22 protein-coding genes and 2 pseudogenes are annotated in these 22,302 nt (G+C 67.6%); 13 read left to right on the top strand and 11 right to left on the bottom strand.

The window, feature by feature from the left end:
- Nucleotides 1-60: 60 nt before the first annotated feature.
- The 4 genes from OG936_RS13925 to OG936_RS13910 all read right to left on the bottom strand — a co-directional run bounded on the left by OG936_RS13925 (nucleotide 61) and on the right by OG936_RS13910 (nucleotide 6,617).
- The gene (locus OG936_RS13925; protein ID WP_406494950.1) at nucleotides 61-4,701 is read right to left on the bottom strand and encodes a putative T7SS-secreted protein; all 4,641 of its coding nucleotides are present in this window, start codon (nucleotides 4,699-4,701) and stop codon (nucleotides 61-63) included.
- Entirely contained in the window at nucleotides 4,701-5,348 is a 648-nt protein-coding gene (locus OG936_RS13920) for a hypothetical protein (protein WP_406494949.1), read from the bottom strand. Before OG936_RS13920 ends, OG936_RS13925 begins: the two co-directional genes overlap by 1 nt.
- A complete protein-coding gene (locus OG936_RS13915) occupies nucleotides 5,345-5,863 on the bottom strand; it encodes an SseB family protein (protein WP_406494947.1) in 519 nt (172 codons plus the stop codon). The genes OG936_RS13920 and OG936_RS13915 overlap by 4 nt, the downstream gene beginning before the upstream one ends.
- Nucleotides 5,864-6,323: 460 nt before the next feature.
- Nucleotides 6,324-6,617, bottom strand: coding sequence for a GntR family transcriptional regulator (locus tag OG936_RS13910; protein WP_406494946.1), 294 nt, complete (start codon nucleotides 6,615-6,617; stop codon nucleotides 6,324-6,326).
- Between the two features lie 176 nt (nucleotides 6,618-6,793).
- Here OG936_RS13910 and OG936_RS13905 point away from each other — a divergent pair, with 176 nt between their 5' ends.
- Both OG936_RS13905 and OG936_RS13900 read left to right on the top strand, forming a co-directional pair.
- Complete coding sequence (locus tag OG936_RS13905; RefSeq protein WP_406494945.1) at nucleotides 6,794-7,129, top strand: hypothetical protein; 336 nt, start codon at nucleotides 6,794-6,796, stop codon at nucleotides 7,127-7,129.
- Nucleotides 7,129-7,503, top strand: coding sequence for a hypothetical protein (locus OG936_RS13900; RefSeq protein WP_406494944.1), 375 nt, complete (start codon nucleotides 7,129-7,131; stop codon nucleotides 7,501-7,503). Before OG936_RS13905 ends, OG936_RS13900 begins: the two co-directional genes overlap by 1 nt.
- 359 nt (nucleotides 7,504-7,862) lie before the next feature.
- Here OG936_RS13900 and OG936_RS13895 read toward each other — a convergent pair whose 3' ends face one another.
- Entirely contained in the window at nucleotides 7,863-8,216 is a 354-nt protein-coding gene (locus OG936_RS13895) for a beta/gamma crystallin domain-containing protein (protein WP_406500433.1), read from the bottom strand.
- 382 nt (nucleotides 8,217-8,598) lie between these two features.
- Between OG936_RS13895 and OG936_RS13890 the strand changes: the two genes are divergently transcribed.
- From OG936_RS13890 to OG936_RS13875, 4 genes and pseudogenes are all read left to right on the top strand, one after another.
- On the top strand, nucleotides 8,599-8,889 hold the full coding sequence (locus OG936_RS13890) for a hypothetical protein (RefSeq protein ID WP_406494943.1): 291 nt from the start codon (nucleotides 8,599-8,601) through the stop codon (nucleotides 8,887-8,889).
- 190 nt (nucleotides 8,890-9,079) lie between these two features.
- The gene (locus OG936_RS13885; RefSeq protein WP_406494941.1) at nucleotides 9,080-9,643 is read left to right on the top strand and encodes an RNA polymerase sigma factor; all 564 of its coding nucleotides are present in this window, start codon (nucleotides 9,080-9,082) and stop codon (nucleotides 9,641-9,643) included.
- The gene (locus OG936_RS13880) at nucleotides 9,640-10,785 is read left to right on the top strand and encodes a CU044_5270 family protein (RefSeq protein WP_406494939.1); all 1,146 of its coding nucleotides are present in this window, start codon (nucleotides 9,640-9,642) and stop codon (nucleotides 10,783-10,785) included. The genes OG936_RS13885 and OG936_RS13880 overlap by 4 nt, the downstream gene beginning before the upstream one ends.
- Nucleotides 10,786-10,972: 187 nt before the next feature.
- Nucleotides 10,973-11,167, top strand: a pseudogene (locus OG936_RS13875) (serine hydrolase); the annotation flags it as partial.
- 21 nt (nucleotides 11,168-11,188) lie between these two features.
- Here the strand turns inward: OG936_RS13875 and OG936_RS13870 are convergent.
- Nucleotides 11,189-11,668 (bottom strand): GNAT family N-acetyltransferase, encoded by a 480-nt coding sequence (locus OG936_RS13870; protein WP_406494937.1) that lies wholly within the window; start codon nucleotides 11,666-11,668, stop codon nucleotides 11,189-11,191.
- A gap of 50 nt (nucleotides 11,669-11,718) precedes the next feature.
- On the opposite strand from OG936_RS13870, the gene OG936_RS13865 reads away from it, so the two are divergent.
- Nucleotides 11,719-12,534 (top strand): exodeoxyribonuclease III, encoded by an 816-nt coding sequence (locus tag OG936_RS13865; RefSeq protein WP_406494935.1) that lies wholly within the window; start codon nucleotides 11,719-11,721, stop codon nucleotides 12,532-12,534.
- 267 nt (nucleotides 12,535-12,801) lie between these two features.
- On the opposite strand, the gene OG936_RS13860 is transcribed toward OG936_RS13865, so the two are convergent.
- On the bottom strand, nucleotides 12,802-12,996 hold the full coding sequence (locus OG936_RS13860) for a hypothetical protein (protein WP_406494933.1): 195 nt from the start codon (nucleotides 12,994-12,996) through the stop codon (nucleotides 12,802-12,804).
- Nucleotides 12,997-13,281: 285 nt separating this feature from the next.
- On the opposite strand from OG936_RS13860, the gene OG936_RS13855 reads away from it, so the two are divergent.
- A complete protein-coding gene (locus tag OG936_RS13855) occupies nucleotides 13,282-13,878 on the top strand; it encodes an XRE family transcriptional regulator (protein WP_406500432.1) in 597 nt (198 codons plus the stop codon).
- Nucleotides 13,879-14,000: 122 nt separating this feature from the next.
- Here the strand turns inward: OG936_RS13855 and OG936_RS13850 are convergent, their stop codons facing one another.
- From OG936_RS13850 to OG936_RS13840, 3 genes are all read right to left on the bottom strand, one after another.
- Nucleotides 14,001-14,564, bottom strand: a complete 564-nt coding sequence (locus OG936_RS13850; protein WP_406494931.1) for a hypothetical protein — start codon at nucleotides 14,562-14,564, stop codon at nucleotides 14,001-14,003.
- Nucleotides 14,565-14,714: 150 nt separating this feature from the next.
- Nucleotides 14,715-15,293, bottom strand: coding sequence for a recombinase family protein (locus OG936_RS13845; RefSeq protein WP_406494929.1), 579 nt, complete (start codon nucleotides 15,291-15,293; stop codon nucleotides 14,715-14,717).
- A 485-nt stretch (nucleotides 15,294-15,778) separates the two neighbouring features.
- Nucleotides 15,779-17,320 (bottom strand): recombinase family protein, encoded by a 1,542-nt coding sequence (locus OG936_RS13840; RefSeq protein ID WP_406494927.1) that lies wholly within the window; start codon nucleotides 17,318-17,320, stop codon nucleotides 15,779-15,781.
- Nucleotides 17,321-17,362: 42 nt separating this feature from the next.
- Between OG936_RS13840 and OG936_RS13835 the strand changes: the two are divergent.
- Nucleotides 17,363-17,497: pseudogene (locus OG936_RS13835) on the top strand (exodeoxyribonuclease III); the annotation flags it as partial.
- Between the two features lie 124 nt (nucleotides 17,498-17,621).
- Here the strand turns inward: OG936_RS13835 and OG936_RS13830 are convergent.
- A complete protein-coding gene (locus OG936_RS13830) occupies nucleotides 17,622-18,290 on the bottom strand; it encodes a MerR family transcriptional regulator (RefSeq protein WP_406500431.1) in 669 nt (222 codons plus the stop codon).
- A 168-nt stretch (nucleotides 18,291-18,458) separates the two neighbouring features.
- Between OG936_RS13830 and OG936_RS13825 the strand changes: the two genes are divergently transcribed.
- The 4 genes from OG936_RS13825 (at nucleotide 18,459) to OG936_RS13810 (ending at nucleotide 22,182) form a co-directional block, all read left to right on the top strand.
- A complete protein-coding gene (locus OG936_RS13825; RefSeq protein ID WP_406494925.1) occupies nucleotides 18,459-19,979 on the top strand; it encodes a flavin-containing monooxygenase in 1,521 nt (506 codons plus the stop codon).
- Nucleotides 19,976-20,980 (top strand): alpha/beta fold hydrolase, encoded by a 1,005-nt coding sequence (locus OG936_RS13820; protein ID WP_406494923.1) that lies wholly within the window; start codon nucleotides 19,976-19,978, stop codon nucleotides 20,978-20,980. The genes OG936_RS13825 and OG936_RS13820 overlap by 4 nt, the downstream gene beginning before the upstream one ends.
- Entirely contained in the window at nucleotides 20,977-21,870 is an 894-nt protein-coding gene (locus OG936_RS13815; protein ID WP_406494921.1) for an SDR family oxidoreductase, read from the top strand. The genes OG936_RS13820 and OG936_RS13815 overlap by 4 nt, the downstream gene beginning before the upstream one ends.
- 84 nt (nucleotides 21,871-21,954) lie before the next feature.
- On the top strand, nucleotides 21,955-22,182 hold the full coding sequence (locus tag OG936_RS13810) for a hypothetical protein (protein ID WP_406494919.1): 228 nt from the start codon (nucleotides 21,955-21,957) through the stop codon (nucleotides 22,180-22,182).
- Nucleotides 22,183-22,302 lie beyond the last annotated feature (120 nt).

The raw sequence follows: 22,302 nt of genomic DNA, 5'->3' as shown, positions 1-22,302 counted from the left end.
GATTACCTGTCCGGACCGTATGCGATTACCTGTCCGGACTGTAAACGGTCGGTGGGTCTCTCAGCTGCGGAATATTACGGTCGAGAGCCTGTATCCGCCGTCGGGCATGATCTGCCAGGTGCTCTCCACGCCGAGCATTCCATGCGGGCCGTATAGGACGGATTTTGTTTTCCCGAAATTCCCCCATTCGTTGGTGAAATGTTCTGAGAATCCATTGCCGGTTGCCTCCTTCAAGTGGTCGGTCACGAATTGGCGAGAGGCCGGAGTGTCATGGAACCCTATACTCTTGAGTTGATTGGCATTTTGTATTGCCCTCGGCGTGTTGTGAGGATCCGGCTTCACGTCCTTATTGAACAGGTAATCCAACTTTCTCGGGTTGACTTCGGGGCAGGGGGCAAGCCCTAAAGGATCTGCCCCTATGTGGGGATTTGCGACGTAGGTATCCGAGTTGGGTGACGGTGCGATACCCAGAGGGTCGACAGATAGGTATCGGGCGGTTTCTGGGTCGTAGTGGCGGTGAAAGTTGTAGTGGAGGCCGGTTTCCGGATCGAAATACTGGCCGGGGAAGCGAAGTGGTGTGTAGGCGATGCTGGTGGCGGACCAGCTGGTGGTTCCCCACAAGGTGCTGCGGGTGTACCAGGCCAACGCGCCCGATTCGTCGATGAGTTCGGTCGGGGTGCCGATGAGGTCGGTGACTACGGCGAAGAATCGCTCGTCGACGGTGTCTTGCGGGGTGTTGGCCGAGAGGATTCGTTCCGTCTGGGTGAGGGGGCGGAGCCCGTCGTGGTCCCAAGTGAGGGCAACCGGGTTGGCCAGCGCTTCGGCGGAGGCTATCTGTTCGCACAGAGTGGTTCCGTCCCAGGTGAATGAGACTTCCTCTACCACTGCGTCGCTTTGGGCTTGCAGGCGTTGCTTGGCCATGCGGCGGCCGAGAGGGTCGTAGAGATAACGCCAGTGCGCCCCGTCAGGAGTGGTGACCGAAGTGAGCCGGTCCTCAGAGTCCCAGGTGTAGCGCCAGGTTTCCGGTGCGCGGGAGAGGCGGGTCTTCTGACGGAGGACGATGCGGCCCTGGGCGTCGTGCTCGTAGCGGACGCGGCCGGCGCGGGTGAGCCGTGTGCCTGTGTAGGTACGTTCGCCCGTGGCCTCGTGACCGGGGTGACCTGCAGGCCACGCTGCCTGTGTCTGGTTGCCCGCTTGGTCGTAAGCGTAGGTTTCGGTCCAGTGCGTGCCGTCGACCGCGGTTACCCGGCCGACGGCGTCCAGCTCGAAGTGTCGGGCTCCGGAAACGCTGTCGTGGATTCCGATGAGGTTGCCGTCTGCGCGGTAGGCGTAAGCGCGGTGCTTCAGGCTCTGCCCCTGGACCCACACCTGCTCGCTGGTGAGACGGCCCGCCGTATCGAATTCGTGGGTGAGGCTGATCGACTGCGCGATGTGCCGGGCGCTCTCCTGCCCGGCGGCGTTCCGCGTGAACGCCACGGTTCGGCCGGAACTGCTGAGGCTGCTGCATCGCCCGGCGGCATCGTAGTCCAAGGTGCTTGTCACGCCGGAGGGGGTTGTTCGGGAGATCCGTCGCCCCAACGTGTCATAGCCGTAAGTCAGTGTACGTCCGTTTACGGTCTCGGACCTGAGCCTCCCGTGCCGGTCATGAAGGCGGGTGAGGGTCGCGTCAGGGCCGACGGCGCAGGCTAGTTGGTCGAAGATGTCGTATTCGAAGGTGGTGACCGCGCCGTCCGCATGCTTGCGCAGCAGCTGTCCGATTTCGTTGCGCTCGTAACGGATTTGCTGGCCAAGCCCATTGGTGCGAGTGGTCAAGCGTCCGGCCTCGTCGTGACCGTATGCGAGTGTGCGGCCGTCGAAGTCGGTCTCCGCGATGAGGCGACCGCTGGGATCGTAGGTGTAACTCCATTTCATGCCATGCGGGTTGCTTACCTCAGTCAGCCGCAGATTGGTGTCGTGAATGAACTCGTAGCGAGCCCCGTCCGGGCCCGTGCGTGCTGCAAGGAGGTCGAAGTCGGTGTACTCGAAATGGCTGACCGTACCCATGGCATTGGTATGGGACAGGCAATTGCCTTCGCCGTCATGCGTCCAGGATTCCTCGCTGCCGTCCGGCTCAGTACGCCGAGCCAGCCGACCTTCGACTGTCCATTGGTACCGGCTGGTTGTGTCTAGGGCGTCGGTGACGGTAACCGGCCGACCGAAGGCGTCCCGTTCGCAGCGAGTCGTCGCGCCCAGCGGGTCCGTGGTCTCGGTGGGCAGACCAGCCCTGTCGTACCGTGCCTCGGAGCGATGCCCGAGGGCGTCCGTCGCAGATGTGACGTTCCCGGCTTCGTCGTACGAGTAAGTCGTCGTCGCGCCCGAGGCCTCGGTGACCGACGTACGGTTGCCGCGCTCGTCGTACGTCTGGCGGGTGATCGTCCCGTCCGCGCCCTTGACCCGCACCGGCAGGCCGAGGGCGTTGTATTCGGCGGTCAGTTCGCGCCCGTCCGGGCGGACTACCGAGGTGAGGAGGCCGTGCTCGTCGTATGTGGAGCGGGTGATGCGTCCGAGCGGGTCGGTGCGGGACAGGAGCCGGTGGTAGCGGTCGTGCTCGTAGCGGGTGACCGCTCCCAGTGCGTTGATTTCGGCGATGACTTGGGAGCGGTCGTTGATCACGTATCGCGTGGTGTGGCCGAGGCCGTCGGTCATGGACGTCATGCGCAGGGCGGTGTCGGGGGCGGTGTCGTCCCAGGTGAAGTGGGCTTCGAGGTGGCCGTTGGAGCCGGTCTGGTACACGCAGCGGTCGTGTTCGTCGTAGACGTACTCGTACCGGCTGCCGTTGGTGTCCGTCCACGAGGTGATGCGGCCCAGTTCGTCGTAGCCGAAGCGCAATGGCTTGCCTGATGAGTTGGTGACGTCGGTGAGGTGGCCGTCGGTGTAGCCGTAGCGCAGGATCTCCTGGTCGGTGCCGTCCGGTGCGGCGCCTGACAGGTGCAGGGCGGTGACCCTGCCGTCGTTCGTGGTGAGCTTCAGGTGGTAGCCGCCGTGGTGCACGATCGACGTCGGGGCACCTGTCTCGTCGTACTCGAAGGCGATCCAGCGGCCGTTGCGGTCGTCGATCTGGGCCAGGAGCGCCAGTTCCCCCTCGGGGTGGTCGACGAAGTGCCGGACCAGGCCGGTTTCCGGGTCGGTGACGGTGTAGCCGTCGTCCACCCGGTCCAGGGGCCAGCGCCGACCATGCGTGGGCATGACGGGAACGCCGGGCGCGGGATGCGGGTAGGCGAGCAGGCTGCCCTCGGCGCAACTGAACACCACGCCTTCCGCGTCGATCTCCAGGCGCTGGTCGACCGTGCTCGACCAGCCGGTACCGAACCAGCGGCCGGCTCGGTAGGAGGAGTCGAAGACGCGCGCGAAGACCAGGGGCAGCGATCCGGGCAGCGTGATGTCCGTCTGCGGGAGCAGCATGCGTCCGGTGGCGACGTCGACGGGGTCTCCGGCGCACCTGACCTCGCTGCACTTCTTGGCGTTGGAGTCGGGGGCCTTCTCGTGTCCGTGCCGGTTCTTGCCTTTCGGGCGTTCGAGGAGGTCCTTCATCCCGGCCCGCAGGCCGCCCTTGATGAGGCCGCCGCCCTTGGTGCCGACCAGTTCGGGTATGAGGCGGCCGATGAATTCGGCGGGGTCGCCCTTTGCGGCGTCCCAGGCGTTCTTGAGGGCGCGGTCGGGGTTGGCGGCGGTGGAGACGAGGCCTGCGAGCGTCATGTTGACGCCCTTGTAGTACTCGGCGGGGTGAGTCAGGTTGTAGGCGTCGAGAGGGTGGACGGATCGGACGAAGTTGACCAGGCCTGCTGTGCCTTTGACGACTCCGCCGGCCAGGTGCATGCTCTCGGCGCCCGTGCCCAGGCCCTGGTCGACGATTTCGAGCTTCAGCTTCTCGCGGCCGGTGGGCTCCTTCGGTGCGTGGGCCATCGCAGCCGTGACAGAGCTCTTCGCCAACTCGGCGGCCTCGTTGCGGGCGCGCCTCGCATCGGTCAGAATCTCTCGTGCTCTGGCTCGCTTGGCTTTGCCGGGGTCGGTGAACGTGCCGGGGTGGGGCAGCGGGGTGTCGCCGTTGCGGGCAGCCTCATAGGCATCGGCCTTCTTGTTGTATGCCTCGACAGCTGCCTTGGAGTCTTTCTCGCCCTCCTTGTACAGGGCGATCGCCTCGCGGGCCTTGCCCTGTGCGCTGGTGATCGTCTTGGAGTATGTCTCCAGTGCCTTGGCCGCGTCCTCGAACGCGTCGGCGGCCCGGAGCCAGTCCGTGGGCAGCGTCTCGAACTTCTCGCGGAAGGCGTTGGCCGCTTCGCCCTTCCAGTTGCTGGAGTCGAGCTTCTTCATCCCGCCGCCGACCAGATCGAATGCGTGTCGGAAGTCGTGCAGGTTCTTGACCGTCGCAGCGATCTGCTCGGGCTTGCCGTGGATCAGCTCGTCGGGCTCCTCGGTCTGGCCGAGCTGTTGTTCACCGATCTCCGCGCCGAGTGAGGAGGCTGTCTCATCACCCCAGTCCTCTACGGCGTCGGCGACGCCGTCGTATCCGTAGTGCCGCAGGCCGTCACCGGCTTTGTCGGTTGCCCAGTCGACCCCCTCGCCGAGAAGTTTTTTGCCCTTGTCGATGCCGGTATCGATCCCGTCGACGACTTTGTCGGTGGCCTTGCCGACGAGGCCGCCTATGACTCCGAAATCCGCCATCAGCGACCTTCCCCCCACCGCGGCTGCTCGGCCTGCGTCACCGTCTCCTGGGACGGATCGAGATCATCCTTCAGTTGCTCGTCCAGCAGATCCCGCACTGCCGGGTCGATGATGCCGGAGCGCTCCATGGAGTCCATCTGCGCGTCCATGACGTCGTACGTGGTGTCCTTCCACGTCTGCTTGACCTCTGCGTGGGCCTCGGAGAACGACTCACTGCTCCAGTCCGCGTTGTCCCACGCGTGCTGGTCGCGGATCGTCTCCCAGCTCATCTGCTTGACCTCGTCCTCGGTCAAGTGCGGGTTGCCGTTGAGGGAGTTCACGCCAATCTTGAACGAGTCCTTCATGTACTGCTCCTGCTCGGCGAACGAGCCGGCCGAGAGGCCCACCCCCAGCGCGAAGTTGTTCCCACGGAGCGTCAGCGCCCGCACACCCCACTCCCAGCGGCTGCAGAACGTCTCGAACTCCGACGTCAGCCCGCCGTGCCCCAACTCCAGACCCGACAACGCCAGGTCGGAGAACCCACGCCCGGCGAACGACTCTCCGATCCCACCCAGGTCCTTCAACTCGGCATGAGCCAGATCGATCCCCTCCGCGATCGCGGTCAAGGCCTCCGGCGGCACTTGAAGATCAGAACCGTCCCCACTCATCGCGTCCCCCCGAGACCGACCGCCGCAGCATCCGGCACGATGCCCGCCACCGGCGGGAACAACATCCCGTCCGCACTGCCCGCATCCAGCGCCACCCCCGCCGGCCCCGGCAACATCGGCACCATCACATCCAACAACCGCGCACCCAACACGGCCCGATACGTCCACTCCCGCTCGGCGTCACCCCTGGCCTGCGCAAACCGGGCAAGGGCCGCCTCGTCCGAGAACGCACAGATCCAACGGACCCCGTTCTGCTCCGCCGACCACAGATCCCCAGCCTCATCCAGCGGCACCAGCACCGCCGTACGCCGGAATTCACCCAGCAACACAGCAAACTCATACCGGGCCACCGCTGTCGGATCGTGTTCCGACGTCGTCGCAGGGATTGGTTCCGGTGCCTCACGCGGTGCCGACAGCGCCTCGGGAACAGGCCAATCGGCCAAGTCGGCGATCTTCGAAGGCCGGCCAGGCTCTGCTACGTCATCCCCGCTTATGTCATCCCCGTTATCGAACACCGTCGAATGCTGTCACGGTGTGCTTCCCGGTAGCAACGAACAAAGTGGCCATCCGGCCGATTTTCGCTCCACGCATTGCGAGGGCCGGCCGTGCGGCAGTCGTAACCTCGGCCAACCGGTCGGGCCCCTGTCAAGGTTCCGCCGAAGTACACGGGCGCCGGGCGATCCGCGCTTCGTTCCGCTGCTTGCGGGCTGCGGGAGGTCATGCGGCGGGTCCTCCCCTGGTGCGACGCGTACGACGAGGAGTGGGGCGACAGCCCCGCCCAGGAGTTCCAGACCATGCTGAACCGTGGCTGTGCGGATCGGAACCTCTCGGAGGCCGACCACCGTGCTTGGAGCCCGGAGCCCGGAGCCCGGAGCCCGGAGCCCGGAGCCCGGAGTGCGGCAGGGGCGGGCGGCGCCCCAAGACTGCCGAGTAGGGGGTGTTCTTCTCCGGCGTTCTTGAAGCGCCGGGGAATTGTCAGTTGGCGGCCTCGTCCCCTTCGGGGACGTCTCCAGGAGGTGCTTCCGCGCGCACAAAGGTGCCCTTGATGGGGACAGTGATGACAAGGCCTTGGTCACGCAGTTCACGGACGGCCCTGCGGATGGTGTTGACGGCTACGCCGTACTGCTCGCCGAGGTCGCGTTCGGCCGGTAGCCGGGCGCCTGCAGGAAGGCGGCCGGTGCGGATCTGCTCGGCGATGTGGTGCACGACTTGGAGATAGACGTACACGTGGCTCGCCGGGTCGGGCTTCCAGTCGGGATCGTCAGCCATATCTGCACGCTAAGGCGACTCGTAGCAGCCCACCACGTACGGCAACGTCCACATGCTTCCTAAAGCGTTAGGTTGCTACCCTATGCTTCCTAATGCATAGTGGGTCGAGACAGTGAAGACCCCGGCGGCCTGGCAGGGCCCCGGGGCATGGCCAACGCTGAGTTAGGAGCGTCGACATGCACGACCATATCCGCCGGATCGCCGCATGGTTGCTGAGGCCGATCCTCGGTCCCTGTATCGGCCGCCACCGCGCCAGTACACCACCCCGCGAGCCCCACGCCGCCCCCGTCCACCGGATGGACGGCCCCCAACACCTCCCCGATGCGCGGTCGCTCTACGGGCTGGACCACGCGCTCGACGGCAGGGCGAGCGCACTGGTGCGCCCGTACCTCGTCGCCTGTGGCCACGAGCGCGCACGGCAGCGACGGCGGCGGCTCGCCCTGGTGCTCGCCGCCGACTTCGGGTTCGACCTCGACCAGCATGTCGTCGGCGCACAGGGGGTGGCGGTCTGATGGACGCCCTGCCGAACTCCGTAGCTCAGCCCGCCACGCCGTCCACAGCTGCCCCGTCCCGCCTGCTCCCCTGGTCGTCCACCGAGGGCAAGCCGTGCTTCCTCGTCACCGACGACCAGAGCAGCCACCTGTCCCGGCTGGCCGACGAGATGGAGGACGTGCAGTTGGAGATGGGGGTCGAGATCCTCGACCACGCCCGCACGGTGCTGGGTGACACCATGTCCCCGTACAGCGAGGTGCGGTACGCCGGGATCAGGCTCGCCGAGTGCCTGAGTGACGCACTGAGGGTTGCCGAGTCGCGCGGCATGCGCCTGCACGTGGCGGACATCGAGGATGCCGGGGATGCCCGGGATGCCGGAACCTGTGACGCGTGACCGCAACGGCCCTTGGGACTCCCGGTCCTGCCTGCCTCGCCGGCGGCCGGACCGGGTCCCACGGACACGGCCACCCCGGAGCTGGTCGTCCGGCGCCCGAAGAGCCGAAACGGCCCGCCGGAAGATCCGGCGGACCGTCATGAATTGCCGAGGCCAAAGGGCCGTCAGCTGGCCGACGGGCCGACAGCGGCAGGCCGTCGATACACCGAAGCTCCGGCGATTCGGGGCAACTTGGGGGGCCGCCCCGTTCGACCGGAGCTTCGTTGCATCCATGACGGGCCGGCACGGACTCCTCGCCCTGCCACGGCCTGTGGACTCATTCGCCCACCGGGACTCCGAAACGTCCCCGGGAGAAGTCTTTACAGGATTTCGATGGCGTTGACCTTCGGCACGTTCCGATACTTGACATTATTCCACCGGGTGATTTTCACTACATCGCCATTGGCGTCGTAGTACTTCACGTCGTTGTTCCCCGTCGAGATCTGGTCGACCCACCACCCGCCGAAATTGGTCTTTCCGCGGTTCGCATAGCAGTCCACGCTCTGACGACCGCTGCTGTTGTGCGACCAGATCTTCAAGAAACCCGCGTCGGGGTCACAGGTGACGTGGTCGATGGCGGACGCCGTTCCGGCCGGACCGGCCAGGGTGAACGCGACGGCCGCGGCAAGCGTCGCTGCCGCGGTGCGCGCAACGTTCCTCGTTCTTGAAATCATAATTTTCCCCTTCAGTCGCAATGCCGAACCGGAAAGCCGCTTCGCCATTGCGAGCGCATCGGCATTGGACGAGCATCTTAGGGATGCCAGCCATCCATGCCCGGAGATCCCGATGGGAAATCACCTGAACGAGATTCTCCGACCATATGCACCTGGGCTCGACGCGGTCATGAATTTCGATCGCAGGCAAAACATAAGGTTTTGATACGCCGAACATCAGCCTCGATCATTCATGAGGGGCCGTCGGTCCGTTGACGGCCCCTCATGCCCGGCTGGGGCTGCGGCTGTACTGATCTGACTTATCGTCCGGCCGGGTGAGAGGGGGAATGGTTCTCCGGCACGGCGTGATGCGGCCGACCGGTACGAAGTTCACGACGTGTCCATGCTCTTCGAGAGGACTCTGCTCGTGCATCCTGCCCGTACCGCTGCCGCGACCGCGGCTGTCGCCGCCGCACTGCTTGGCGCGACCGCCGCCCGTACCGCCGTCGTGGCGCCCCACGCACACGCCGCTCCCGGCGTGGCCTTGCCGTCCACGCCCCACGCCGCCGCCCGCGCCGGCGAGTACGTCTCCTTCAGGCTCGACCGGTACGGGGGTCTTGCCGGCTGCCGCTGTTCCCAGCGGTGCTCTCCATCCGCGTTGTGGGGCCGCCGGAACGGTATGCGTGACGGCTGACCGGCTGACGCACATCCCGGACCGGCTGAGCGGTGACCGGCCCCATTACGACCTCGCCCGCGCCCGAGCCCCCTGATGTGACGTACGCCTCGTTTCTCGGGCGTGTTTCCTGGCATGCCGCTGTAACGATCACCCCGTTCGGCCCATTACCTGACGACAGAGCACACCAGGAGAGACAGGAGGTGCGGCAGTGCCCGATTACGACGCGGATCGTTTCACCGCCATCTACGACGGCTGTCGGCAACGCGTGTGGGCCTACGTGGTCAGCCGTGCGGGACGGCAGGTCGCCGACGAGGTGGTGAACGAGACGTTCACCGTGGCCTGGCGCAAGCTGGACGACGTCCCCGAGCCGCCGCTGCCATGGCTGCTCGGGGTCGCCCGCAACATCCTGCGGGACAACATCCGGGCGGAGGCCAGGCACGCGTCGTTCGCCGCCGAACTGCGCTCCTGGGCGGAACCCGCCGAGGCGGACATCGCCGAGGAGGTATCCGAGCGAAGCGCGCTGCTCAACGCGTTGGCCACGCTGCCGGAGGACGATCGGGAACTGCTGATCCTTTCCGGGTGGCAGGGCCTGACCCCGGCACAGGCGGCCGCGGTGGTCGGCTGCTCGCCCATCACCCTGCGGGTCCGTCTGCACCGGGCGCGCAAACGTCTCACCCAGGCCGCGTCGGCCTCCCCACCCACGGAGGAAGCCGCAACCGTGCGCCGCGTGTCCACCCGAGTCCGGATCGCCGTAGGAAAGGAAGCCCGGTGAAGAACGACGTCCTGCACCGTCTGACAGCCGCCCGCCCCACCCACCTCGACCCCGACCGCCCCACGCCGTCGCCGGTTCGGGAAGAGGAGCTCGCAACGTTCACGGCCTGTCCGCGCGCGGCGCGCACGGCTCGCACCACCGCCCAGCCGCGGAGGGTGGGCCGCCCTCTCGTCTCGGGTCTCGCCCTGGCCACGGCGACGGCGGTGGCGGCTCTCCTGATCGCCGACACCGTGCCGGAGAAGCCAGGACCTGCGCCCTCCGCGACGTCGGGCTCCGGCAGCCAGGTCCTTCTCGCTGCCGCGTCCCACGTCGAGCAGCAACCGGCCGGCTCCGGCACGTACTGGTACGTGGAGGAACACTTCGGTTCCCTCCACAAGGTCCCCGGCAAGAACTACACCGTCGACGTCCGCACCGAGCAGCGGTACTGGACGGCCGCCGCCAAGAACAAGCAGTGGTCGCAACTCCTGGACCTGGGTGCACGTCCGGCCACGAAGGCCGACGAGGCGGCGTGGAAGGCGGACGGTTCCCCCACGTCGTGGAACGTGGAGGGTGAGACCTTCACCTACGCCGGCAAGGGCGAGATCCAACACGACGCCCCCGGCGGAAGCGCGGACGTCGTCGCGATGGGCGACCTCCCTCTCCGCCTTCTGGCCACGCTCCCCACCGATGAACAGGCCCTCCGCAAGAGCCTTTTCGCCCTGGTCGACAAGGACTACAACGCCCCCGAGAAAATCCTCGACATGATCGTCGTCGACACAGCCGTCCGACTCGCCACGACCCTCCCGTCCACCCCGGCCCTGCGCGCCGCCGCCTACCGCCTCCTCGCCGCCGAACCCGGCGTGCGCTCGCTCGGCGACGTCAAGGACCACACCGGCCGCACCGGCTACGCCGTCGCCCTCCCCAGCCCCCACGAGCCCGCCGAACTCCGCCTGATCTTCGACAAGTCCACGGGCATGCCGCTCGGCACCGAGAAGGTGGCCACCCGGGGCGGTGACGGCGTGAGCAAGGGCGAGTTGCTGGACTACACGACGATCACGTCGATGAAGTGGACCGAGGAGGCGCCGCCGTTCGACTCCGACACCGAGGACCCGGGCCCGGGTTCCGTTCCGGTCGAAGAGCCGGATGCCGAGGCGGTTCGCTGAGGCTGCTTTCGCCGGCGAGTTCGCCGACGACACATCGGAGCTGCGCGAGCTGGTCGCTCCCGTACGGCGCGCAGGATCCGCCTGTCCGGTCCAGGGCCCCGGCGCCTGCGGCGGCGGTGCGCCCGACGGGCTGCCTCTGCGCGCCCACGTCCGTTGGCCGTACCGACCTCGGCCGGTACGCCGAGTCGGCAGGGTCGATGTCGAGGCCATCGACCCCTGGAACGTACCGGGACGCTACGGCTGGGTGGGTGGCACCGGAACGACGGCGCACCTCACTCCGTCCCCCGGCACGGTCACCGTCCTGCTCACTCAGCTGGAGAGGGCCGGACCGACCCCGCCCGCGGTCATGCGGGAGTTCTGGCGGTACGCGGCCGGGACCTGAGGCCCGGGGCGGTGAGACCTGCTAGTGCAGCGGCTTCGCGAGGCAGATGCTGTTCTCGTACGTGCGGTAGTGGCCGAATTTCTCGCATGGGGTGTAACCGCTGGACGTGTACAGCGCGATCGCCTCGGGCTGCTTGTCCCCGGTCTCCAGCACCATGCGACTACGGCCCGCCGCCCGCGCGTCGGCCTCCAGGGCGGCCAGGATGCGGCGCGCCAGCCCGTTGCCGCGACCCTCGGGTATGACGAACATCCGCTTGATCTCGGCGTCGCCGTCGGAGTAGCCCTGGTCGTTCTGCTCCTGGGAGCGCCAGCCACCGGTGGCGACCGGGCGGCCCTGCGCATCGTAGGTGAGGAGATACAGACCGTTCGGCGGCTCGAACATCGACGCGTCGAGCGGTGTGACATCGCCCTCGTCGCCGTACCGCGCCGCGTATTCGAGCTGTACCTGGTCGTTGAGTTTGACGGCATCGGCGTGATCGAAGCACCGAGGGCGGATATTCATGCAAAAGATGGTACATGTATGCGACCTGGGTCTGTCGGTATCGTGCCGGAATGCTCACTGTCACCACAGTCAATGTAAACGGGCTCCGTGCCGCCGCCAAGAAGGGCTTCGTCGAGTGGCTGGCCCGGACCGAAGCCGATGTGATCTGCCTGCAGGAGGTACGGGCCGAGCCGCAGCAACTGCCCGAGGAGGTGCGTGACCCCGAGGGCTGGCACACCGTGCACGCACCGGCCGCCGCCAAGGGGCGGGCCGGCGTCTCCCTGTACACGCGGCGGGCGCCCGAGCGTGTGCAGATAGGGTTCGGCGGCTTCGGGGACGCCGGGAGCGAGGAGTTCGACGCGAGCGGCCGCTACATCGAGGTCGACCTGCCCGGTGTCACGGCCGCGAGCCTGTATTTGCCCTCAGGTGAGGTCGGCACGGAGAAGCAGGACGAGAAGGAACGGTTCATGGCAGCGTTCCTCCCGTATCTGAAGGGCCTCAGGAAGCGGGCGGCGGCCGACGGCCGTGAGGTCGTGGTGTGCGGTGACTGGAACATCGCCCACCAGGAGGCCGACCTGAAGAACTGGAAGGGCAACAAGAAGAACTCCGGCTTCCTCCCCGAGGAGCGGGAGTGGCTGACCCGGGTCTTCGACGAGGCCGAGTACGTCGATGTCGTACGGGCGCTGCATCCGGAGGAGGAGGGGCCGTACTCGTGGTGGTCCTACCGCGGGCGGGCCTTCGACAACGATACGGGCTGGCGGATTGACCTTATCGTCAGTTCGCCTCGCTTGGCGGAGCGTGCGGTGAAGGCGTACGTGGAGAGGGCCGCGAGCCATGCGGAACGGTGGAGCGATCACGCGCCCGTGACTGCCGTGTTCGATCTGTAGGAAGCGGCAGCGGAAAGCCCCGCCTGGCTGTGTTTGCTCGCCGTTGCCGGACGGGGCCGCTTGGTGGGCGCTAGGCGCGCTGTACGTCGCTGGGCGGGACCAGCCACTCTTGGCCCCCACCCTCGGGCCGCAGGAACGCCGTGGGGCGCTTGTGGCGCTCTCCGGGAGACTCGGCGGGATCTTCGTAGTCCGGGATCACGGCATGCAGGATGCCGACCCGTCCCGTGCGGTCTTGCACGCTTCGGCCGATGTCCGCTCGTGTGACCATCAGTGCCCCTCGGGGTGGCGCCGAATGAATACGTTGCAGTCGCTCACGGACGTCCAGTCACCCACGATGCGAGCGCGGTCCCGTACGGCGGCGAGTTCGACGCAACCCGCGCACCCGTCGATGGGGTCCGGCTCCCAGTCCAGGTCCAGCGGCAGTTCGATCGGCGGGGTGCTGTATCGCGTGGGTTCGGTCATGGCGGGAGCGTGGCCCACCCCTGCGGACGTATCTCCCCCACATGGCGGACAGTTGAGACGTCTGACGCTAGGGTCGAAGAAAGCCTAAAAGGCCACGGCGAGGGGGTTGACTTGAACGCCGCTCTTCAGTCCGCCATGGATGACGTCGGCCTGTCCCCGCGCCAGTTAGCGTACCGGGTGGGGGTATCTGCGAAGCAGGTGGAACGATGGTTGGGCAATGCTGATCTGACACCACACGCAAGGAACCGAGCGGACGCCTGTCGGGCGCTGGGAGTCGACGAAGAGATGTTGTGGCCGAAGGCTGTGCAAGAGCGCGTGAAGACCGGCACTGACCGGGAGCTGGTCCACAGCTACCCCTACCGTTCCGCGTGCTCGTCCACGGTCTGGACGGAACTTGTCGAGTCGGCCCGAGCGGAGCTCTTCCTCGCCGGCTATACGAACTACTTCTTCTGGACGCAGATCCCGCACTTCGCGGAGACGATCCGGCGCAAAGTCGAGTCAGGGTGCCGCGTGCGGTTCCTCGTGGGGGACCCGGACGGAGAGGTGACCCGCCAGCGAGAGACGATCGAGGACGTGGCGTTGTCCGTCTCCACGCGCATCAGGATCACCCTGGAGCACCTTGACCGGCTCGGCCCGCTGGAAGGGCTGGAGACGCGCGTGTCCGCCCCTCTGGACGCCATCAATCACGTGAGCCTGTCCGTGTTCCGCTTCGATGACGATGCCTTGGTGACACCGCACCTCGCTCGGCTCGTGGGGCACGACTCACCACTCCTGCATCTGCGTCGCCATAGCAGTGGGGGCATGTTCGACCGGTTCGCAGAGCACGGCGAGGAACTGTGGGAGCGGGCTGTGCCTCGGGCCTCGAAACCCGCGCCTGAGTAGCCCCGCATCACGTTGCGGCCCCTGAGTCGGTGGCTTCGGGGCACTCGCGCAACTTGATCGTCGGCGGCGGTGGCTCACTGGGAAATGACCCACGCTGCGGGCTTGGGCGCGCCATCGGGTTCCTACACGGCCAGGACGGGCTGTTCGCTGCGGACACCAAGGAAGTCGATGGTGCCTTCGGTGCACTGCCCGGGCTTGAGGATGGTGTCCTTACTCGGAAAAGCAGTCCTGGGATCGGGGGCAACCATCTTCATGGTGTTCACTTCGCCGCTGGGCTTGATGAGTGCGAAGAAGCTCCGATAGACGGTGATCGGCGTTCCGGTGGTGCTGCAGATACGAACCTTCACCTGGTCGTATCGAAGGTCCTCATCTGCCACTTTGGGCGGCATGTTTTGCTTGTAGGCCAGCACCGCTGTCGTGCCGGTACCCTTTGCGTCACTGCGTGTAGTGCTGCTCCACTGCCATGCCTCGCCGAGAGCCATGGGGTCGTCTGGAGGCGCGGCATAGGTGAGGCCGCCGCCGACTTGCGGATCGTCATTGCTCAGCTGCTCCGACTTCGACGGTGCAGGCGTTGGAGCCGACGTAGCCCCCTGCACGGTCTCGCTGACAGCTTCACTGTTACTACCGCACGCGGCGAGGGCTGCGCAGAGCAGGCCAACGGACATGGCTGTGGTGGCGGTACGCATGGTGTTCCCCCCAAGGTGTCGTACAGGTGAGCGGATCTTAACGGCACGACAGGTCGGAAGATCAGCGACAGAGCCCGCTTACCCCTTGGGTCCGCACACGAGAAAGACCGTCCGCCACCAGGGGAAGGCGGTCTCTCCGATCGGGTCGGGCTACTCGGCTTTGCTCAGCGCTCGGTACAGCGTGGCACGGGACACCCCGAGGGCCTTGGCGATGGCCGTGACGCTCTCCCCCTTGGCGCGGCGCGCCTTGGCTGCAGCGAGCTTGTCAGCGTCCATCACGGCGGGCCGTCCACCCGTACGCCCCTGAGTGCGGGCAGCGTCCAAACCGGCGCGGGTCCGGTCCTTGATCAAGCTGCGTTTGAACTCCGCCATCGCGCCCACCACTTGCAGCATGAGCCGCCCGTCCGGGGTGTTCGGGTCGATGCTGGCCAGCGCGCCCGTCAGCACCCGGAACCCAACTCCCCGCGCGGCAAGCGCGTCCACCATGTTCACCAGGTCGATCAGCGAGCGGGCAAACCGGTCCAGCTTCCACACACAGAGGGTCTCTCCGGGGCGGACGTAGTCGAGCACGGCGGCAAGTTCGGGGCGGTCCGTGTTCTTCCCGCTCGCCTTGTCCGTGAAGATCCGGGCGCACCCCGCATCAGCCAGCGCGTCGTGCTGCAACTGTGCTTCCTGGTCGTCGGTGGAGACTCGCGCGTAGCCGATGAGGTGCCCCGTGGTCGCGTTCACGACGAGGCTGTCTCACAATCCGTCTCAAAACCTCAAGGGGTCTGGGTGGGTTGCGAGACGGGTTTCGGTACACGGTTTCGGGGGTTGAGAAGGGGCGGCGGGAACGTCTCAATAACCATCGTTTGATGGACGCCCCGCCGACCGTCACACACAGCAACTCCCCGCGCAAGCAGTCCAATCAGCCACGCGAGAGATTTCCCTCCCTTCCGCTCTGGCGGGAACAGGGTAGGGGCACCTCCCTGGGGTCCGTGTCCGGCAGCGCGACAGCGAAGCAGGCGCCCGCGATGACGGGATGACGGATGAGGCCCTCGATCTGTTTTTCTCTTATTTTTCTATGTGCAATCAAAAAAAGTAGGGAGAACCGTCATTCCGTCATCGTTCTGCCTCTGAGAGAGCAGCAAGGCAGCGGCGCCCCCGTAGCGCGCAAACGGCCCGACACCAGGGAATCTCCCCAGCGGCGGGCCGTGAACGGTGCTCAGACAGGCTCAGGCGGCCGTATGCCCCTGCCGCTGGACCCTCGTGCCCTGCAAGTCGATCGACAGGCGTTCCAGTGCGCGGCGCTTCATGTCCGCAGGGCGTCCCCCTCGCTGACCCTTCGCGCACTCCAGGCGGGTTCCGGTGTCGAGCAGCATGAACCGCCGTTCGCGGGCGTCGCCGATCCTCCAGTAATCGGCGTAGGTCTTCCCTGTGGGAACCAGCTCCGTGCGTTCTTTCTGTACTGGAGTTGCTTCCAGGACCTCGGCGCGGCCCTCCAGTGCGTCCACCTGCTCCTGCCAGATGGCGAGGCCGACACGTGATCGCCGCGATTCGCGAACGGCGTACAGCTCGCGGAGTTCGGTGGTGATCTCCTCCAGTTCGGGGCGGGGGTCGTAGCCGGGGTACGTCACCCGTTCCAGTACGGGGAAGCCTCCCCACTCCTTCAGGAACTCCCGTTCCGCGTACTCCTCCACCCAGTCGGTCTTGATGGCTACGGAAGCCTCGCAGTGAAGTCCCTTGGTGCGGGCCCGGCAGACGTAGACCGAGTAGCCGTGTGCGGGGACCCGGTACATGCGGCCCTTGCAGGAGGCGCAGTGCAGGACGCCGAGCAGGAGTGCGCCGGTGTCCTTGCGATTCCCTGCGGCCCCCTTGGGGCGTTCACCAAGCGCGGCCTTGATCTGCTCGAACCGGTCTCGCGTCAGGATCGGGTCGGAGGTGATGCTCACCGGCAGGCCGTTGCCGTCCCGGACGACGGAGCCCGCGTACGTTTGGTGACCGAGGAGCGACGGGGACAGCAGTACGCGTTTGACGGTCTGGCCGACCCACTTGCGCCCCTTCGGGTTTCGCCCTTGCCGAACGTCATTCCAATCGCGAGGCGTCAAGATGTCTTCGCTGTTCAGATGGAATGCGATGGCGTTCGGAGCGTTGCCGTCCAGTAGCATCCGGATCATCGTTTCGATGGCTTCCACGCGCTTCGGGTCCTGGGCCAGCGTCCATCCTTCGCCGGCTGGACGCTGAACGGGTGCGTATCCGTACGGCGGGAGCCCTCCGGAGTACCGCCCCATCGCCCGCAGCGCCGCATTGGCGCTCGTGACGCGCTCCTTGATGGCCTGGCTCTCCATCTGCGCGGCGAAGGCCAGCAGCATGGTGATCAATTCGGACATGATCGAGGTCATGTCCAGTTCCAGTGAGCTGCCTCCCGGGCCCTCCGCGAAGACCAGGCGCTTGCCGTGGCGCTTCGCCCAGCGCGTCAGCTCGGCCATGTCGCCCATGGAGCGGACGGCACGGTCGAGCCGCCACCAGACGATCACGTCGAAGTCGTCGGGTCTGGCCAGCCAGTCGCCCAGTTCCGGCCGTTCGAACGGAGTCGTCCTGGTGGCGGAGACATCCAGGTCCTCCGCGTAGCCGACGACCTCAGCTCCGAGGCGCCTGGCCTCCGCCTCGCCGGCTTCCCGCTGGCGCTTCGGCGATGTCGATTCCTCGGTCCTGACGCTCAGTCGTACCGCGACGAGTGCCCGCAGTCCGGGGCGGTCGTTGTTCGTATGGGTCATGCGAATCCCCCTCCGGGAGCAAACTGTATCTATATTTCAATGGGCTGGCGGATCGACTACCAGGTCGCGACGCCGGGGCTGGCCGCCCGTGCGGTGAAGGGCTGGGTCGAGCGGGCTGCGACGCACGGCGAGCGTTGGAGCGACCACGCGCCGGTGACGGTGGTCTTCGACCTGTAGGTCTTTGGCCTGCCGGTCTTCGGTCCGCCGGTCTTCGGCCTGTAGACCTTCGGTCTGCCGGTCAACGCCGTTTCGGTCGTCGGCCTGTTGGCCGTCGGGCGCACGCCGTTCCGGGCCCTCCGCGTCAGGAAGCCGGCTTGCGCGGCGGTCGGTCGGTGTCCTCTCGGCGCAGGCGGCGGTCCAGGGCCATGGAGAGCTCGGCGTCCACCACCGCGCGTGCCAGCGGGCGTAGTTGGGGCGGTTCAGGCGCGTTGCCGCGGGCATCCTCGTCGCTGTGGGCTTCGAGGACGCTGACGAAGAGTTCGGCGAGTGCGTCCGCGTGTTCGCGGACCCGGCGGCCGGCCGCGAACACCGTGGCGAGCGGCACCCCTTCCCGTACCAGCTCCGCCGAGACCTCCAGCAGACGGCGGCTGATGTGGACGATCTCGTCGCCGTCGGTGGCCAGATAGCCCAGGTCGAGGGCGGCGGCCAGGTTCTCCGGGGTGACCTCGCCCTCGAAGTAGTCCGCGAGCTGTTCGGGGGTGACGCGGACCGGCGTCTCCTCGCTGGGCTCGCCCAGGCCCAGCACCTCGGCGACATCGCGCCCGCTCTCGAAAGTGCGGGCGAGATCGGCGATGCCGGTCAGGGTGTGGCCCCGCTCCAGCAGGCCCGCGATGGTGCGCAGCCGGGCCAGGTGGTGATCGTCGTACCAGGCGATGCGCCCCTCGCGGCGGGGCGGCGAGATCAGGCCGCGCTCCCGGTAGAAGCGCACGGTCCGTACGGGGATGCCGGCCTCCTTGGCCAGCTCCTCCATCCGGTATTCGCGGTGCTCGCGTCCCTCAGCCACACCCGCACCCTATGTTGTACCGCCGGTAACTTTCCCTTGCCGGACCCCTACCCATCGGTAGAGAGCTGCTCTACCCTCCCAACAATGCCAGTGATTGCTGGCGGAGTCGTGTGACGTACCGCGGGAGGCGGCAGCATGGCCCAGCACGAGCACGTACGAGTGGCGGTGATCGGATCCGGATTCGGGGGCCTCGGGGCCGCGGTCCGGCTGCGCCGCGAAGGCATCACGGACTTCGTCGTCCTGGAACGGGCCGGCTCCGTCGGCGGCACCTGGCGCGACAACAGCTACCCGGGCTGCGCCTGCGACGTACCGTCCCACCTCTACTCGTTCTCGTTCGCGCCCAACCCCGAGTGGCCGCGCACCTTCTCCGGGCAGGAACACATCCGCGCCTATCTGGGACATGTCGCGGACACCTTCGGGCTGCGCCCGCACATCAGACTCAACCATGAAGTCATGAAGATGAGTTGGGACCGCGACGAGCTCCACTGGGTCATCGGGACCGGCAACGGGGCCACGCTCACGGCCGATGTCGTCGTCTCCGCGACCGGACCGCTCTCCGACCCGAAGACGCCGGACATTCCCGGGCTCGACGGCTTCCCCGGCAAGGTCTTCCACTCGGCCCGCTGGGACCACGACTACGACCTGACCGGCAAGCGCGTCGCGATGATCGGCACCGGCGCCTCCGCCATCCAGATCGTGCCCTCGATCCAGCCGAAGGCCGCCAGGCTGACGCTCTTCCAGCGCACCCCGCCCTGGGTCATGCCCCGCATGGACCGCAGGATCAGCGGCGCCGAGCGCTGGCTGCACCGCACGCTCCCCGTCACCGGCGCCGCACGCCGCGGACTGCTCTGGGGCATACGGGAGTTGCAGGTCAGCGCCTTCACCAAACACCCGAACGAACTGAGCCTGGTCGAGAAGATAGCCAAGTCCAACATGGCCCGGTCCATCAAGGACCCGGCGCTGCGGGCCAAGCTGACCCCCTCGTACCGCATCGGCTGCAAACGCATCCTGCTCTCCAGCGCCTATTACCCGGCGCTCGCCCAGCCCAACGTGGACGTGGTCGCCTCCGGGCTGGCCGAGGTGCGCGGCTCCACGGTCGTCGCCTGTGACGGTACGGAGACCGAGGTCGACGCGATCATCTTCGGCACCGGCTTCCACGTGACCGACATGCCGATCGCCGACCGGGTGGTGGGCGCGGAAGGCAGCACGCTCGCCGAATCCTGGAAGGGCGGTATGCAGGCGCTGCGCGGTGCGAGCGCGGCCGGCTTCCCCAACTGGATGACGATCATCGGCCCGAACACGGGGCTCGGGAACTCCTCGATGATCCTGATGATCGAGTCCCAGCTGAACTACATGGCCGACTACCTGCGCCAGTTGAACGTGCTGGGCGGCCGGGTCGCACTCGACGCGCGACCCTCGGCGGTCGGCGCGTGGAACCGTCGCGTCCAGGACCGGATGAAGCGCACCGTGTGGAACACCGGCGGCTGCACCAGCTGGTACCTGGACGCCAACGGCCGCAACACCACGGTGTGGCCGGGTACCACCGCCGAATTCCGTAGGGCGACGCGGTCGGTCGACCTTGCGGAGTACGCGATCGTGCGGATACCGAAGCGGGTCGCCGCCGAACGGGCCGTCTCCGAGGAGGCCGTGGGATGAGCCGGCTGCTACGACGGGACGACGCCCCGCCGGTCCCCGCACGTGAGCTGACCGCGCTCTCCGCCGACGGCGCCCGGATCTACGTCGAGGTGCACGGACCGGACGGTGCCCCCGCGGTGGTCCTCGCGCACGGCTGGACCTGCAACACCCACTTCTGGGCCGCACAGATCCGGGATCTGGCGGCGGACCACCGGGTCGTCGCCTACGACCAGCGGGGCCACGGCCGTTCACCCGCCGTCGGCCGCGAGGGCTACAGCACCGACGCCCTCGCCGACGACCTCGAAGCGGTACTGGCCGCCACCCTCGCACCGGGCGAGAAGGCCGTGCTCGCCGGGCACTCCATGGGCGGCATGACGATGATGGCCGCCGCGCGGCGCGCCGGACTGCGAGCGCACGCGGCGGCCATACTGCTGTGCAGCACCGGCAGTTCGCGGCTGATCGACGAGTCGCTGGTGGTGCCGTTGCGGGCCGGGGCCGTCCGGACCCGGACGACCCGCGCGATTCTCGGGGCACGCGCCCCGCTGGGACCGGTCACGCCGGTTTCCAGGCGGATACTCAAGTACGGCACGATGGGAGCGGGCTCGGCCCCGGAACGGGTCGAGACCTGCGCCCGGATCGTGCACGCGTGTCCGCGGGTGGCCAGGGTCGCCTGGGGGCACGTCCTCGCGGACCTCGATCTCGACGCCGGGGTACGGGAGTTGCGGGTGCCCACGGCGGTGATCGCGGGTGCGCAGGACCGGTTGACGCCGCCCGTGCACGCCCGCGCGATCGCGGCGGCGCTCCCCGACTGCCTGGGCCTCACCGAACTGGCGGGCATGGGGCACATGACACCGGTGGAGGCGCCCGAGGCGGTCACCGCGAAGATCCGGGAGCTCGTCACCGCGTACGTCCCGGCGGGCGGCGCGGGCGGCGCGGGCGGCACGGCCGGCACGACCGGTGCGGGCAGTTCGGGCGTTGCGGATGGTGTGGACGGTACGGCCGAGAAGGAGGATGTCGCATGAGCGATCGGCGGAGTCTCGAAGGACAGGTCGTCGTCGTCACGGGCGCGGCGCGTGGCGTGGGTGAACTGCTGGCCCGCAAGCTCTCGGCGCGCGGCGCGAAGCTCGCGCTGGTCGGCCTGGAGCCGGACGAGCTGAAGAAGGTCTCCGAGCGGCTGCATTCGGAGAGCGACCACTGGTTCGCGGACGTCACCGACCATGAGGCGATGGCCCGCGTCGCCGAGGAGGTCAAGGAGCGGTTCGGGAAGGTCGACGTCGTCGTCGCCAACGCCGGGGTCGCGTCGGGCGGTCCGTTCGTCGACTCGGACCCGGAGGCGTGGCGGCGGGTCATCGAGGTCAACCTGATCGGCGGCGCGGTGACGGGCCGGGCGTTCCTGCCGGTCCTCATGGAAAGCCGCGGCTACTTCCTCCAGATCGCCTCGCTCGCCGCCATAACGCCCGCGCCGATGATGACCGCGTACTGCGCGTCCAAGTCGGGGGTCGAGGCGTTCGCGCACAGCCTGCGGGCCGAGGTCGGCTACCGCGGCGTGAAGGTCGGGGTCGGCTATCTGTCCTGGACCGACACGGACATGGTGCGGGGCGCCGACCAGGACGACGTCATGCGGGAACTGCGGCAGCGGCTGCCCTGGCCGTCGAACCGTACGTACCCGCTGGGACCGGCGGTCGACCGGATCGTGGCCGGTATCGAACGGCGCTCCGCGCACGTGTACGCGCAGTGGTGGCTGCGCGGGATGCAGTCCGTACGGGGCTACCTCCCCGCGCTGATCGGCGTCGTCGGGCAGCGGGAGATGCGACGGTTCGGGCCGCGGCTGGAGGGCGTGAGCAAGGGGCTCGTGGGCGCGGGAGGCGCGGCGGACCGGGACGCGCGGGCGGTGCGTACGCAGCGTAATTGATCGAAATGCGCGGCGTGTCGGAGCGTGTAACTCTGATCGAGGCCCTTACGGGTCGTCCCCACGCAATCACTAGGAGTAAACAGCATGGGTATCGCAGACCAGTTCAAGGACAAGGCGCAGGAGCTCGCCGACCAGGCGAAGAAGAAGACGAACGAGGGCAAGGGCGCGGGCCGCGAGGCCCACGGCGAGGGCCGGGAGCGGGCGCAGGGCGCGTCCCAGCGGGCCTCGAAGCCGGGCTCGAAGACGTCGCAGCAGGGCCGTGGCAAGGCCCAGGGCGCGACGGACGACACCCGCGAGCGCTTCGACCGCTGACGCGATTCGTGACACTGCGCGTTGCCTGTGAGGGGCGTGCCCGGGTGACCGGGTGCGCCCCTTTCGCGTGGCGTCGGCCGGGGCTTCCGGCGGGGCCACCGGCCAGGGCGGCAAGTCCCG

The organism is Streptomyces sp. NBC_00846 (assembly GCF_045207325.1).
Taxonomy (GTDB): Bacteria; Actinomycetota; Actinomycetes; order Streptomycetales; family Streptomycetaceae; genus Streptomyces.
This window is presented reverse-complemented; position numbering and strand designations above follow the sequence as displayed.